The sequence below is a fragment of the Pantoea hericii genome (assembly GCF_014155795.1).
GTDB classification, from domain to species: Bacteria; Pseudomonadota; Gammaproteobacteria; order Enterobacterales; family Enterobacteriaceae; genus Pantoea; species Pantoea eucalypti.
Genome location: NZ_SCKV01000004.1, coordinates 423,430 through 438,233, shown reverse-complemented (window position 1 = coordinate 438,233; position 14,804 = coordinate 423,430). Strand labels below are relative to the sequence as shown.

Annotated in this window: 14 protein-coding genes; 6 read left to right on the top strand and 8 right to left on the bottom strand. The window is 54.0% G+C overall.

Annotated features, from left to right (window positions below):
• Positions 1-116 precede the first annotated feature (116 nt).
• Together lpcA and H7K52_RS11685 are read left to right on the top strand one after the other, a co-directional pair.
• On the top strand, positions 117-695 hold the full coding sequence (gene lpcA / locus H7K52_RS11690) for a D-sedoheptulose 7-phosphate isomerase (RefSeq protein WP_003851153.1): 579 nt from the start codon (positions 117-119) through the stop codon (positions 693-695).
• 49 nt (positions 696-744) lie between these two features.
• Positions 745-1,512, top strand: a complete 768-nt coding sequence (locus H7K52_RS11685) for a class II glutamine amidotransferase (protein WP_003851154.1) — start codon at positions 745-747, stop codon at positions 1,510-1,512.
• On the opposite strand, the gene dpaA is transcribed toward H7K52_RS11685, so the two are convergent.
• The gene (gene dpaA, locus H7K52_RS11680; protein WP_008924835.1) at positions 1,483-2,229 is read right to left on the bottom strand and encodes a peptidoglycan meso-diaminopimelic acid protein amidase; all 747 of its coding nucleotides are present in this window, start codon (positions 2,227-2,229) and stop codon (positions 1,483-1,485) included. The two genes, H7K52_RS11685 and dpaA, sit on opposite strands and share 30 nt — an antisense overlap.
• A 244-nt stretch (positions 2,230-2,473) precedes the next feature.
• On the opposite strand from dpaA, the gene dinB reads away from it, so the two are divergent.
• On the top strand, positions 2,474-3,529 hold the full coding sequence (gene dinB / locus H7K52_RS11675) for a DNA polymerase IV (RefSeq protein WP_008924836.1): 1,056 nt from the start codon (positions 2,474-2,476) through the stop codon (positions 3,527-3,529).
• A gap of 36 nt (positions 3,530-3,565) precedes the next feature.
• Here the strand turns inward: dinB and H7K52_RS11670 are convergent, their stop codons facing one another.
• The 6 genes from H7K52_RS11670 to pepD all read right to left on the bottom strand — a co-directional run bounded on the left by H7K52_RS11670 (position 3,566) and on the right by pepD (position 10,780).
• Positions 3,566-4,633: a sugar ABC transporter substrate-binding protein gene (locus H7K52_RS11670; protein ID WP_003851159.1), complete on the bottom strand. Its 1,068-nt coding sequence runs from the start codon at positions 4,631-4,633 to the stop codon at positions 3,566-3,568.
• A gap of 25 nt (positions 4,634-4,658) precedes the next feature.
• Entirely contained in the window at positions 4,659-5,660 is a 1,002-nt protein-coding gene (locus H7K52_RS11665; RefSeq protein WP_008924838.1) for an ABC transporter permease, read from the bottom strand.
• The gene (locus H7K52_RS11660) at positions 5,657-7,162 is read right to left on the bottom strand and encodes a sugar ABC transporter ATP-binding protein (protein WP_008924839.1); all 1,506 of its coding nucleotides are present in this window, start codon (positions 7,160-7,162) and stop codon (positions 5,657-5,659) included. The genes H7K52_RS11665 and H7K52_RS11660 overlap by 4 nt, the downstream gene beginning before the upstream one ends.
• Before the next feature lie 595 nt (positions 7,163-7,757).
• Positions 7,758-8,207 (bottom strand): DUF943 family protein, encoded by a 450-nt coding sequence (locus H7K52_RS11655; RefSeq protein WP_003851165.1) that lies wholly within the window; start codon positions 8,205-8,207, stop codon positions 7,758-7,760.
• Position 8,208: 1 nt separating this feature from the next.
• Positions 8,209-9,051 carry a YPO3983 family protein gene (locus tag H7K52_RS11650; RefSeq protein ID WP_008924841.1) on the bottom strand — a complete coding sequence of 281 codons (843 nt, stop codon included), beginning with the start codon at positions 9,049-9,051 and terminating at the stop codon, positions 8,209-8,211.
• Positions 9,052-9,322: 271 nt separating this feature from the next.
• A complete protein-coding gene (gene pepD / locus H7K52_RS11645) occupies positions 9,323-10,780 on the bottom strand; it encodes a beta-Ala-His dipeptidase (RefSeq protein WP_003851169.1) in 1,458 nt (485 codons plus the stop codon).
• A 253-nt stretch (positions 10,781-11,033) separates the two neighbouring features.
• On the opposite strand from pepD, the gene gpt reads away from it, so the two are divergent.
• The 3 genes from gpt to crl all read left to right on the top strand — a co-directional run bounded on the left by gpt (position 11,034) and on the right by crl (position 13,413).
• Positions 11,034-11,492 (top strand): xanthine phosphoribosyltransferase, encoded by a 459-nt coding sequence (gpt, locus tag H7K52_RS11640; RefSeq protein WP_003851171.1) that lies wholly within the window; start codon positions 11,034-11,036, stop codon positions 11,490-11,492.
• Positions 11,493-11,607: 115 nt separating this feature from the next.
• The gene (gene frsA, locus H7K52_RS11635; protein ID WP_182630064.1) at positions 11,608-12,855 is read left to right on the top strand and encodes an esterase FrsA; all 1,248 of its coding nucleotides are present in this window, start codon (positions 11,608-11,610) and stop codon (positions 12,853-12,855) included.
• A gap of 156 nt (positions 12,856-13,011) precedes the next feature.
• A complete protein-coding gene (crl, locus tag H7K52_RS11630) occupies positions 13,012-13,413 on the top strand; it encodes a sigma factor-binding protein Crl (RefSeq protein WP_003851176.1) in 402 nt (133 codons plus the stop codon).
• A 259-nt stretch (positions 13,414-13,672) separates the two neighbouring features.
• On the opposite strand, the gene ompC is transcribed toward crl, so the two are convergent.
• Positions 13,673-14,785, bottom strand: coding sequence for a porin OmpC (gene ompC, locus H7K52_RS11625; RefSeq protein ID WP_003854421.1), 1,113 nt, complete (start codon positions 14,783-14,785; stop codon positions 13,673-13,675).
• Positions 14,786-14,804 lie beyond the last annotated feature (19 nt).

Genomic DNA, 14,804 nt, shown 5'->3' with positions numbered 1-14,804 from the left:
CCTTCGGCAACAATATTCCGCGTTAGAGTCCGGACCGACGTGGCATGACGCTTTGCGCTGACCGGCCATTCCGTTAAACTTGCTGCGATTAACCTCTCCTAAAAAAGGACATCCCTATGTACCAGGACATCATCCGCTCTGAGCTCAATGAAGCTGCTGATACGCTGAATAAATTCCTCAGCGACGATGCCAATATCCATGCGATCCAGCGTGCTGCGGTACTGCTGGCTGACAGCTTTAAGGCTGGCGGAAAGGTGCTTTCGTGCGGTAACGGCGGTTCACATTGCGATGCGATGCACTTCGCCGAAGAGCTGACCGGTCGCTACCGTGAAAATCGTCCTGGCTATCCGGCGATTGCCATCTCTGATGTCAGCCATCTCTCCTGCGTCAGTAATGATTTTGGTTATGACTATGTCTTTTCGCGCTACATAGAAGCAGTAGGGCGTCCGGGCGATGTGCTGCTGGGCCTCTCAACCTCCGGTAACTCTGCCAATATCATTAAAGCGATTGAAGCTGCCCGTGCGCAGGGAATGAAAGTGATCACCCTGACCGGTAAAGATGGCGGTAAGATGGCAGGCAGTGCCGACATTGAAATCCGGGTGCCGCACTTTGGTTATGCCGATCGCATTCAGGAGATCCACATTAAAGTGATCCACATCCTGATGCTGCTGATCGAAAAAGAGATGGTGAAGTAACAGCGCTGGCCTCCCACAGAAGGAGGCCACTTAATCAGAGGCGGTGGCTATGTGCGAATTGCTCGGGATGAGCGCCAATGTTCCCACGGATATCTGTTTCAGCTTTACCGGACTGGTTCAGCGTGGCGGTGGAACCGGGCCTCACAAAGATGGCTGGGGCATTACCTTTTACGAAGATAAAGGCTGCCGTACGTTTAAAGATCCGCTGCCGAGCTTTAACTCACCGATTGCGCGTCTGGTGCAGGAATACCCGATAAAATCACATTCGGTGGTGGCACATATCCGCCAGGCGAATCGTGGTCAGGTGTCGCTGGAAAACACCCATCCGTTTACCCGTGAGCTGTGGGGCCGTCACTGGACCTATGCGCACAACGGACAGCTCAAGGGGTATCGGCAACTGGAGACCGGCACATTCCGGCCGGTAGGCGAAACGGACAGCGAGAAGGCGTTTTGCTGGATCCTGCATCAGCTGGCGACGCGCTATCCACGCACGCCGGGCAACTGGCCTGCGGTGTTTCGCTTTATCGGGGAGCTGGCTGGCACGCTGCGGCAGAAGGGCGTGTTTAACATGCTGCTGTCAGACGGGCGATATCTGATGGCCTTTTGCTCCACCAACCTCTTCTGGATCACCCGTCGTGCACCCTTTGGCCGGGCGCAGTTACTGGATCAGGATGTGGAGGTTGATTTTCAGCAGCACACCACGCCGCATGACGTGGTGACGGTGATTGCTACGCAGCCACTGACGGCCAATGAAACCTGGCAGCGGATTGCGCCAGGTGAATGGGCGTTATTCTGCCTTGGAGAGCGCCAGGAATGAACGGGAGGCCGCTTCGGGACTGGCTAAAACCGGTGCCGGGCTGCTGTTCATCACATATTTACCGCTGGCGACGTTGACCGTCGGCGGCTGGTGATATTTAGCAAAATAAGCGTATCCGGGCTGGAGCTGCTGCCAGAAACTGGCATCGCTGGAGTAGCGGTGACGCTGCATGTTGCTGTCAGTCATGCGGAACGGATAGATGCTGATGCTGACATCCTGCTGGCCATTACGCAGCGCCGCGTTCACATAAGTAAAAATCTCATCCATATAGGCGTTCGTCATGGCATAGCAGCCAATTGACTTACAGTCGCCATGAATCATCAGGTAGTTGCCGCTGTAGCCCTGATTACGATCGAACTGATTCGGGAAGCCAATGTTGATCGCGCGATAAAAACGGCTATCCGGCTTCAACTGATTCAGCTTCACGTTGTAAAAACCTTCCGGGCTTTTGAAATCGCCTTCACGGCGTTTCGGGCCGAGGCCGCCAGAAAAGTTACAGATGCGGTAGGTATCCAGCAGGCGATATTCATTACCGATTTTGCCGTAGAGTTCGAGGGTGCGTTCTTCCTTGAAGATCTGGATATAGACCGGGGTGCCCAGTAACTGTTTCTTTAATTCTTTGCTGACCGGTGCCGCTGTCTGGACGGGTTCGGGTGTCATTGCCATGCTGAGGGCTGGCAGTAAAATCATCGCAAACAGGAGTGCGATTTTGCCCATGCTGTGTATACCTTGAGGTGAATAGAACATGACGCAAATTGTGCGTCTCTGTTTGCATTATCGGAACTGTCCGCTATCGCAGCGCAACATTAAACATTGTCTGTTTTTTTAGCAAGACGCTGGCAGCCAGATTCGCGATTTACTGAAGGATATTCGGCCACAAATTTGTAAACTTTAATTGTGGGCGCGACAAATATTGCAGTTACCCCTGCCAACTGTATACTTATCCAGTGCCGGAGGGGGTATGCGTAAAATCATTCATGTCGATATGGACTGCTTCTATGCCGCGGTGGAGATGCGTGATAATCCCCAGCTGCGCGACATCCCGATCGCGATTGGTGGCAGCCGTGAACGTCGTGGCGTCATCAGCACCGCCAACTATCCGGCCCGCAAATATGGCGTGCGCAGCGCGATGCCAACTGGCATGGCCCTCAAGCTATGCCCGCATCTCCGTTTGTTGCCAGGACGTTTCGATGCCTACAAAGAAGCCTCCGCACAAATTCGCGACATCTTTACCCGCTACACCCCGCTGATTGAACCGCTCTCCCTTGATGAAGCCTATCTGGATGTCACCGACAGCCCGCACTGTCACGGCTCTGCCACACTGATGGCGCAGGCGATCCGCGCCACCATCTACCGTGAAACCGGGCTGACCGCTTCAGCGGGCATCGCGCCGATTAAGTTTCTGGCAAAGATTGCCTCTGACCTGAATAAGCCCGATGGGCAGTTCGTGATTACGCCGCCGGAGATGGCCGGTTTTTTGCTGACGCTGCCGCTGGCGAAGATCCCCGGTGTTGGCAAAGTCTCGGCCAAAAAGCTGGAGGAGATGGGGCTGGTGACCTGCGGTGACGTGCAGAAGGCCGATCTGGCGCTACTGTTAAAGCGCTTTGGTAAGTTTGGCCGGGTGCTGTGGGAGCGCAGCAATGGCATTGATGACCGCAGCGTCATTGTGGAGCGCGAGCGTAAATCGCTGGGGGTGGAACGCACGCTGGCGGAAGATATCAGCGACTGGGATGCCTGCCTGGAGATTATCGATTTTCTCTATGCCGAGCTGGATCGCCGGCTGACGCAGATCCGACCCGACAGGCAGGTGGCGCGTCAGGGCGTTAAACTCAAGTTCAGTGATTTTCAGCAGACGACCCAGGAGCATATCTGGCCGGTACTGAATAAAGAGGACATGATTGCCATCGCCCGGAAAACCTGGGATGAGCGTCGTGCCGGGCGCGGCGTGCGGCTGGTGGGACTGCATGTCACCATGGTCGATCCCCAGCTTGAGCGTCAACTTCTGCTGGGTCTGTAACGGTCAGCCTCACCGTTCGGCAAGGCTGACGCCGGATTATTTCTTATATTTCGCCGCCAGGGTAGCAAACCACGGCGCGACGAAATCCTCATTGCTGCCCCAGCCCGGAATGATCTTGTTCAGCGACGCGACGTTCACTGCGCCAGGCTGGCTGCCGAGCTGCTGCTGAGAGATCGATGCCGCTTTAAACTGGTAAGTCGCAGGCGTCTCTTCACCGGCAATCTTCTTCGCCACCAGCCGCATATTCACCGCGCCAATGGTTTTAGGGTCGACTGCTACCGTCTGCACCCACGGGCTGTTCTTCTCACGCATCAGCTGCAAATCCTGATTCGAGACATCAATACTGTAGAGCTTGATCTCGGTCCTGCCATTCTCCTGCAGCGCTTTGTAAGCGCCCTGGCTGAAGGCATCCCAGGCACCCCAGATTGCGTCGATTTTGCCTTTCGGGTATTTCGCCAGAATCGCACCAATTTTGTTGGCGGTGTCGCCCTGCACGTCTGTTGAAACTGCGCCAATCGACTCCAGCTGATGAATGCCCGGATTCTCTTTCAGCAGCTTTTCATAGACCACCTGGCGGCGTTCCATCGGCGGAAAACCGGCAACCCACAGCTTGACGATATTCGCCTTGCCGTTGAAATCATGGATAAGCTGACCCAGCGACAGCTGCGCCAGTGAAGCGTCATCCTGCGCGGTGACGGTGACGCCCGGAATCGGACTATCTACCGGCGTATCAAATACTGACAGCTTGATGCCCGCGTCGGCAATGCGCTTCACCAGGCCGCTGGCGTAGGGCGCTTTACCGTGCGACAGCACGATGCCGTCATATTTCTGGCTGATCGCCTGATTCACGAAATCCTGGAAGCGCGCATCGTCGCCGTTGCTCAGGAAGGTGCTGACTTTAAAGCCCAGCTGGCGACCCTGCTGAATGGCACCGGCCACAAACTGGGTGGTGTTGTCATCGGAGCCAAGGTTGCGGATCACCGCAATACGGATCGGGCCATCATGGCTGGCGATAGCCGCTGGCACCGGCGTGACGGTCTCCGCGAAGGCAGCGCTGGCGTTCAGCAGGCTCAGGGCCAGCAGCGAGAGTGTTATTTTTTGCATTGTTATCAACTCCGGTAAACGCGCCTCAGCGGCGCTGGATATAGGTAATCGCCAGTGCTAAAGCCAGCACCAGTCCTTTAATAATGTCCATGGCGTAGTAGGGAACAGAGAGCATCACCAGACCGTTCTGCAGCACGCCGAGAATCACCGCGCCGACCAGCGTGCCCAGCGCATTGGGCTTGCCGGAGCCAGCCAGCGAGAAGCCGATCCATGCCGCCGCGACAGCGTCCATCAGGTAGCCGCTTCCGGCGTTAACCTGCGATGAACCAATACGCGAGGCGAGCAGGATGCCGCCCAGACCGGCCAGCAGTGAGGCGATCACATAAGCCAGCACCCGATAACGGGTGGTGCGGATGCCGGAGAGGCGCGCCGCTTCCGGATTGCCACCCAGCGCGTACATCCGGCGACCATGTTTGGTCAGTGATAGCGCCAGCTGCGCGGCGACGGTCACCACCAGCATAATGATGACAATGGTTGGCACCTGGCCGAGCAGGCCAAATGTCGCCGGAATAGTGCCTTCCGCCATATCACCGCTCGGCAGCACCATGTTCTCGGTAATCGATCCGCCAAAGCTGTAGGTCATCGCCACACCCTGAATCACAAACAGCGTTGCCAGCGTCGCCAGCATGTCGGGGATACGCAGGATCACAATCAGGAAGGCGTTAAACAGACCGACCAGCGTGCAAAGCGCCAGGGTTATCAGGATCGCGGTGGGGGTGCCGAAGCCGTACCAGACAAACAGTGAAATCACTAACGCATTCGCCAGTGAGGCGGTCGAGCCGACCGACAGATCAAAGCCGCCCACGGTCAGTGATATCGACACGCCAATTGCAATCACCGTAACAATGGCAATCGATCGCAGAATATTGATGATGTTATTGGGTTCAAGGAAGCTGTCGGAGGCCAGGCCAAAGGCGGCAATCAGGATTACCACCGTGAGCAACATGCCCCATTTGTAGAGAAAGTCGAACAACTGGTGACGCCATGGCGAGGGTGTCAGGTTCAGGCTGGTTTCTTTGCTGCTCACGCAGGGGTTCCTCCGGTGGAATAGAGCAAAAGCGTCTCTTCAGTGACGTCGCGTGCAGCCAGCTCGGCCACGATGCGTCCATCCCAGAGCACGCAAATCCGGTCGCATAAACCGACCAGTTCAGAAAATTCACCCGACGCGTAAATAATGCCTTTCCCTTCGCGCGCCAGGTTATCGATCAGGGTGAACAGCTCGGTTTTGGCTTTAATGTCCACGCCTTTGGTCGGCTCATCGAAGATCAGCACATCCGCGTTGTTGCGCAGCCATTTGCCAATGGCCACCTTTTGCTGGTTGCCGCCGGAGAGACGTCGCAGTGTCTGTGCCGGACCGGTGGTGCGCACCTGCAACTGCCGTATAACCTGCTCTGCCCAGCGCCACGCCTGGCGATGACCAAACAGGCTCCAGTGCGAAAAGCTGTCGTCGGCGCTGACGCTGAGGTTCATTGCGACGGATTCATCAATAAAGATCCCCTCTTTGCGACGCTCTTCCGGCACCAGCGCCATACGACGACTGACCGAGTCGTGCGGCGAACGGGGCCGCCACGGCTGACCGTGCAGTTCACCGCCACTGACGCGGCTTTTGCTGGCACCAAACAGCGCTTTGCAGAGCTCGGTTTTGCCGGCACCGGCCAGTCCGGCAATCCCCAGAATTTCACCTTTATGCAGCCGCAGCGAGATATCCTGCAGCAGCTGCTCATCGTGCAATCCTTCCACCGCCAGCAGCAGTGGCTGTGCCTGTTGTTCGCGGCGGGCCGGAAAGATATCGGTCAGCTGATGGCCCAGCATCTTCTCCACGATCTGTTCGCCGCTCAGCGCCGCCATCGGGCCGGTTTCGATTAACCGGCCATCACGCAGCACCGTCAGCTGGTCGCAGATCGCTTTGAGTTCATGGATACGGTGAGAGATAAACACCACGCCGATACCGCTTGCTTTAAGACGACGCACCACGGCAAATAGCCGCTCGCTTTCGTGCTGATCCAGCGGGGCAGTGGGTTCGTCGAGAATCAGGAAGCGGCAGTGATGCGACAGCGCCCGCGCCAGCAGTATTTGCTGCTTTTCCGCCAGAGTGCAGCGCTCAACCAGCCGGTTAACGTCCAGCGCCACGTCGAGCTGAGCCAGTAAGGCCCGGGCCTGACGGCGAATCTCGCCCCAGCGATAGCGGTGGCCTGGCTCTGCCAGCCGATCCAGCAGAATGTTTTCCGCCACGCTGAGCTGCGGTACCAGGGCGACATCCACTTCCTGCTGAACCAGATGGATACCCAGCTGTTTCGCGTCACGCGGGGTGCGGATAGAAACCGGCTCCCCATCCAGCAGGATCTCGCCGCTGTAGTGACTGTGCGCGCCGGAAAGGATCGCCATCAGCGTAGACTTGCCCGCGCCGTTAGCGCCGGTCAGCGCATGCACCGAATGGCCCTCACTGCGGAAATCCACCGACGATAGCGCGGAAAAACCGCCAAAAGCGATGGAGATATTACGCATCTCAAGGCAGTTTACCCCTGGCATGTGATGATTCTCCTGAAGAAACACTGGCCGCATTTTTTCCTGAACCTTCAGGCGCGGCAACAGCCGAAAGCGCATAAGCTAGCACGAAATCTTATTAGCCATCCAGACATCTGGACATAATGGCGGCTGTGACCAGCGAAGCGTGAGAACGTGGCGGAATAGCGGAGGAAAGGGTGGAAAAAGCAGCGAATTATGCTGAGAAAAATTCGCTGCTATAAAAACAGGTTAGAGCCGGGTAGAAGGTACTTAAGAGTCAGATGCCAGCTCAGCGTCTATCCCGGCGCCCGCGATGGTAACGGGAGCTGGGAGATGACAAAATGGGAAAAGGAAAATTTTTTACTAAAACAGCACTGAAGCCGCTACTACCATTATGAATAGCAATGATCTCAGGCGGATGTGAGGCTAACCAAAAAATAGCCAGCCATCGATACCCCTGCAACAGCAAGCAGTAGGCTCGTCTTTTGTAATAATGCTCTTCATTATAGCTTCCGATATTATTAAGACTCCTGGCTATATTGTTCATGACTATTTTAAAGTTGAAGTGATAACTGGCTAATAGCCGATTTAATAGCTGCCCACTATCCTGTCAGGACAGTTAATGACTTTCTAGCTTTGTTATTTTACCGTCATCTTCCAGGCTGTATTCTCCATCATCGACAGTAAATGTAATGCCACTGTTTTTGCTGTAACTGATTATAAAAACCCTGTCCTTTTCAATGCAATTCATGGGTGGCTTCATGTCAGAAAAACAGAGGCGGTCATATTTATCATCTTCTTTGTACCCTTCTCCAAACAACCAGATGCTTACCGTATAATTACCGTAGGAGGCCGGTTTAGGAATGTCATATTGTCGTTTCAGGGCGTCTTTATTTTTTAACCACCAGTTAATTTTTCCACGATCAGTAATCGGAAAATTTTTTACTAAAATGTCACTGAAATTTCCGGTTCCATGAACGTTGACGATTTCAACAGGACGGCGTTCGGCCCATAGAAAGTAACCAGCCAGCATGAAGCCACAAATCGTCAGTAAAATAAGAATTTTCATTCTATTTTTCATTGAGATTACCTATGATTTCTATAGTAGTTTCCATATTCGTCATGAAAGGTTTAAAACCAAACTTATTGTATCTTTGAAGAACAAACCAGATACGGAAAAAATGAAACTGGCTGAATTTTGTTTTTACTATATCAGCACTGTCGAGACCAAAGTGATCCTGTACTTTATAATGCACCGTTGCCCGATAATGGTTATTATCAATATGCAGTGATTTTATGGTGATATGCGCTGCCGAGATATCATGAACGGTAATCCCCATGCCGTTATAATTATCCTGTAACCTGTCAAATTTTGGTAGTCTTCCCCTTAGAATGACTTCCCGTAATTCTTTTTTTGTCAATGGATAGATCCTATTCTTCCAATCCATTTCTTTTTTAAGATGTTTCTCCAGCAATAAGCGAGTGCTGTTTTCACTTTTATCCCTGATAATATGTTCTTTCAAAGCCTGATCCAACGCCATATCACGGAAGGTCTTACCGCTATTGTTCTGCATATGCGTGATCATTTTTTCGATCAGGTGACTGTATGGCCCGCTCAGGGAAAATTTACGGGATAACGATCGAAATTCATCAAATAGCATTTCAGCACACTGCTGGCGGGAAATCGTTCGACCCTGGCCACGCAGATTACAGCAGAACAGGGATTGAGGACGATCCAGTGAGGAACGCAGAGTCAGGGTCCAGGGATCAACCCGATCAGAAATGTAATCCAGCCGGTATTGGGATTTTAATTGTGCCTCAGTCAGATCGCCGCAGCGCATATCATCAGCACTGTAGTCGTCCATCTTTTTCCGGGTGGTAAATATTGTGCAGGGAAACTGTAATGCGCCCATTATGATACATTCCTTGTATTATTGAGTATTTATATCTTCACGGGAAATATAATACTCTGGTAATAAGGGATGCATAAGACTTGTATCACATTACCGTAATAATTTACCGGATTGGTCATGAAATTTATTTCTATATGAGAATCCCGGTAAACCAGATGTAGAGGATAATGCAGTGGACGTAAAGATGTTAAAACGCTAAGAATAAAAAAGTGCCGGTCACTTAAGTAACCGGCGTCAGGCCGGAGCCTGGTTGACTTTTTTTGTGACAGAATTACTTTTCTGGCACCACATTCAGCAGGGTGGTCAGCAGTTTCCAGTAAAGACCCACGCTTTCGATGTGAACCTGCTCATCCGGCGAATGCGGCCCGGTGATGGTTGGCCCAATCGAGACCATATCCATGTCCGGATACGGCTTTTTGAACAGACCACACTCCAGACCGGCGTGAATCACCTGAATGTTAGGGGTTTTATCAAACAGCGCAATATACGTCTGACGAGTCAGCGCCATGATGGCGGAGTCTGCATCCGGCTGCCAGCCTGGGTAGCCGCCTTTCGCTTTCGTCTGCGCGCCGGCCAGCTGGCCCAGCGAGGTCAGCATCTGCACCACATAATCACGGCCGGTGTCGATCAGCGAACGAATCAGGCAGTTGATCTCTGCGTGATCGGCTTCCATCGTCACTACACCGATGTTCAGTGAGGTTTCGACGACGCCTTTCGCCACGTCTGAATTGCGGATCACGCCGTTTGGCGTGCTGTTCAGCAGGTTCAGGAAGCGATCGCGGCTGTCAGTGCTCAGGGCATCGCCCTGATGCGCCAGCGGCTCGGTGACCAGTGCAATGTTCGGCTCTTTGATGCCGTGCTCGTTTTTGATGGCGCTCAGGAACTGCGCTGCCGCTGATTTCAGCGCATCCGCTTTGTGGCTTTCTACCGCGACGGTAGCGAAGGCTTCACGCGGAATTGCATTACGCAGCGTACCGCCGCTGAACGCCAGCAGACGCAGATCCAGTTCAGCCGCGTGGGCCGCCAGGAATCGCGCCAGCAGTTTGTTAGCGTTGCCCAGGCCCATATGAATATCGGCACCGGAGTGACCGCCACGCAGCCCTTTCAGCGTCAGTTTCAGGGTCTGGAACTCAGCAGGCACGGCTTCACGGGTCAGCGGCAGGGTGGAGACGAAATCGATACCGCCTGCGCAACCCATATAGATCTCACCTTCCTCTTCAGAGTCGGTGTTGATCAGGATCTCAGCCTGCAGCCAGTTGGGTTGCAGACCGAAAGCGCCATCCATGCCGGTCTCTTCGGTCATGGTCAGCAGCACTTCCAGCGGACCATGCGTCAGGCTGTTATCAGCCAGTACCGCCAGCGCAGAAGCCATGCCGATGCCGTTGTCGGCGCCCAGCGTGGTGCCGCGCGCTTTCACCCACTCGCCATCAATCCACGGCTGAATAGGATCTTTGGTGAAGTCATGAACGGTGTCGTTATTTTTCTGCGGCACCATATCCAGATGCGCCTGCAGCGCGACCGGAGTACGGTTTTCCATGCCTGCAGTGGCGGGCTTACGAATCAGGATGTTGCCGACCTGATCGCGCTCACACCAGAAGCCCTGCTCTTTAGCCCAGCCAGTGATGTAGTTCGCCAGCGCTTCTTCGTGAAAAGAGGGATGGGGAATAGAGCAGATCTTAGCGAAAATATCCCACAGCGGCTGTGGAGAGAGTTGAGACAATTCAGACACGACAGGTCTCCTGTGTCAGTGTACCGGCGAGGCCGGACATCGCGAGTTTCCAGTGAAAAATCGCCGTCAGAGAATCTGACGAGCCAGTCCTGAGAATATCACTGTTTTTTACCGGGTGCGCTCTCAGACGCGCTAAAAAGCCGCAACCGGCGCACGGGTGCTGGTTTTTAGTGCGTCAACTCCTTATAATCTCGCGCAACCTTTTCCCCGTTGCACATTTTTACGCCACCTCGGTTGGCTGGGATTTCTATTTATGAGCGAAAAATACGTCGTTACCTGGGACATGCTTCAGATTCATGCCCGCAAACTGGCCCAGCGTCTGCTCCCTGTTGAACAGTGGACAGGCATTATCGCGGTGAGCCGCGGCGGTCTGGTACCGGCTTCGCTGCTGGCACGTGAACTGGGTATCCGCTACGTTGATACCGTCTGCATCTCCAGCTATGACCACGATCATCAGCGTGAAATGAAAGTCCTGAAGCGCGCAGAAGGCGACGGTGAAGGCTTTATCGTAATCGACGACCTGGTCGATACGGGCGGCACCGCGCAGGCGATTCGCGAAATGTATCCGAAAGCGCGTTTCTGCACCATTTTCGCTAAACCCGCCGGTCGTTCACTGGTTGATGATTACATCGTCGATATTCCGCAGGATACCTGGATCGAGCAGCCGTGGGATATGGGTGTCGTTTATATCCCGCCGATTGTAAAAAACTGATTGATATACATCAGACAACGCCCGGTTTTCCGGGCGTTGTGCATTCTGAGCCTCGCACCCCGAATTGCCGTACAGTACACTTAGCCATCGCCGTTCTGTTGCAGGAGAAGTGAGTATGTCGAGCAAAAATCTCAGCGAGGAGCTATTCAAGCCGCGCTTTAAACATCCTGAAACCTCTTCCCTGGTTCGCCGCCAACATCACGCTACCCCGAATGTCCACTCTGCCCTGGAGGGTGACAGCCAGCGCGGCTGGTATCGCATGCTGAATAAGCTGATGTGGACATGGCGAGGCCTGACGCCGCAGGAGATCAGTGAAGTGCTGGCACGTATTGCCAGCAGCAACGCTGAACATACTGATGAGACGCTGCTCGACACCGTGATTGGTTTTCGCGGCGGCAACTGGCATTTCGAATGGTCTAAGCAGGCGGGCATCTGGCAGCAGAAAGCGCTGGAGGCATCCGACGACAGCGAGGCGGGCGACGACTGGCTACATGCGGCCCATCTTTATAGCGTTGCGGCTTATCCCTATATAAAAGGCGATGAACTGGCTGACCAGGCACAGACGCTGGCCAATCGTGCCTATGAAGAGGCGACTCAGCGGTTGCCTGGCGAACTGAAAATCCTGACGTTTGCTATTCCGGGCGGCAGTCCGGTCAGCGGCTTACTGCATATGCCGCCGGATGTTGAAGCGCCTTATCCCACCGTACTGTTTTGCGGCGCACTCGACTCGTTACAGAGCGATCACTATCGCCTGTTCCATGATTACCTTGCCCCGCGTGGCATTGCTATGCTGACAATTGATGTGCCGTCAGTGGGCAACTCGGTGAAATGGACGCTGAATCAGGACACCAGTTTTCTGCATCAGCAGGTGCTGCGCGATCTAGTCAATGTGCCCTGGGTCGACCATACCCGCGTGGCGGCATTCGGTTATCGCTTTGGCGCTAACGTGGCCGTGCGGCTGGCCTATCTGGAATCGCAGCGGTTGCGTGGGGTCGCCTGTCTGGGCCCGATTGTGCATGCTCTGCTGACCCAGACGGCGTTGCAGGATGCGATCCCGGATATGTATATGGATATGCTGGCGAGCCGGCTGGGTATGGCCACCGCCTCCGACAGTGCGCTGCGCACTGAACTCAACCGCTATTCGCTTAAAACCCAGGGATTACTGGGCCGCCGGACGCCCACGCCGATGCTGTCGGGCTACTGGCAAAACGATCTCTTCAGCCCGGAAGAGGAGAGCAGGCTTATCGCAAACTCTTCCTCAGACGGCAAAGCGTTGCGAATTCCGGTGAAGCCGGTGATGGCCAGTTTTGATAAGGCGCTGAATGAAATTTGTGACTGGCTGGAGAAGCGTTTAAAAAGGTGACTGGCAAAATTTACAGTATTTGCTACAACTAGTAGCGGAATTCTTCCGGGCTGCCGCTAAGTGAAATATGACGTCATCGGGCCCATGCGGTGTAGCGTCGTGCTGGCCGTCCGGAAATCAAGGCTGTATAGCTGTCAAAACCTATGGAGAATCAGCATGACGTTACCAAGTGGTCATCCCCGCAGTCGCCTGCTTAAGCGCTTTACGGAGCTTGGGCCTTATATTCGCGATGGGAAATGTGGCGAAACCCGTTTCTTCTTCGACTGCCTGGCTGCCTGCGTCAATGTGAAACCGGCACCGGAATTGCGAGAGTTCTGGGGCTGGTGGATGGAGCTGGAAGCACAGGCTGACCACTTTACCTATGTCTACCATATCGGTCTGTTCGATAAAGAGGGTGACTGGTCGGTGGCAACCATTAAGGGGAAAGAGAACACGGCGCGCGTGGAAGAGACCTTACGGAATTTCCATACCCGCCTGAAAGCGATGCTGAAAGAGTTCGAGCTGGATCTGATCCCAGCCAGCGATTTCGATGAGAAACCGGTAAAGCTGAGCGCCTGATAGGGTAGTGTAGTGAAATAAAGACGAAAAAAATGGCGAGTTTAAAAACTCGCCATTTTTGTTGAAGTCTGACCCGCTGTTGGATCGAGCCTTCTCAGAGAACACGGTCAGATCGGAAAGACGCAAAAGCCGCCATCCATGGCACGCTCGGCCCGCGCCGTCCTGGCGCGGGACGCTTTCCTCTTCTGACCGTGTTCCCTGCGTGTTGAATTTATGCGTTGCTGCCAGCTCCAAATCTGCCCGGTTTGCGAGCCTGAAATCAGAACTGGTAAGTTACACCCATCGCCACAATGTCGTCGTTGTTAAGCGAAAGCGCATTGTCGTCATCCAGCTGGTTAATTTTGTAATCAACGAAGGCGGACATATTTTTGTTGAAGTAATAGGTCGCGCCCACATCGATATATTTCACCAGATCCGCATCGCCGATACCGTTTTCGATATCTTTGCCTTTGGTCTGTACATAACCGATTGACGGACGCAGGCCGAAATCAAACTGATACTGCGCCACCAGTTCGATGTTCTGCGCTTTGTTGGCTGCGCCCGCAACGGCTGCGCCGGTGGCACGGTTGGTACCGCTGATTGGCGTCATATTACGGGTATCGGTGTAGATTGCAGCCAGGTAGACACTATTAGCATCATACTTCACGCCTGCGCCCCAGGAATCCGCACGGTCACCGCCGCCATAAGCGCGCGCCTGTTGCTGGTTGGTGCGGTCAGATGAGGTGATGGCACTCATCAGGCTCACACCAGAATCACCCAGAGCATAGCCGAGAGACGCACCGTAGCCGTCGCCATTCTGACGGTTAATATCAGTACGTGTGTTGGTGCTGGACGCGTCATTTTTGCCCTGGTACTGCAGCGCAAATTTCAGGCCATCGACCAGACCAAAGAAGTTATTGTTACGATAAGTCGCAACACCGGTGGCGCGCTGTGTCATAAAGTTATCAGAGCGGGCTGTACCGTCACCGCCGAATTCCGGGAACACGTCAGTCCAGGCTTCAACGTCATACAGCACACCGTAGTTACGGCCATAATCTACCGAACCGTACTGAGAGAATTTCAGACCAGCAAACCCGAGGCGGGTTTTGTTGCCATTGTTGGCGTCACTGCCTTCGGAGTTGTTAACGTTGTACTGATATTCCCACTGACCATAACCGGTCATCAGGTCGTTAATCTGTGTCTGACCCTTAAAGCCGATACGGGTATAGGACTTGTCTCCATCCTGGCTGGCATTATCGCTGATGTAGTGCTCAGCTTTAACTTTGCCGTACAAATCCAGTTTGTTGCCATCTTTGTTATAGATTTCGGCAGCCTGCGCGGCAGAAGCCAGCGTCAGCGTGGAGAGGAGCATGGCCAGTGTGCTTTTCTTCATTTGCTATCAATCCCAATGT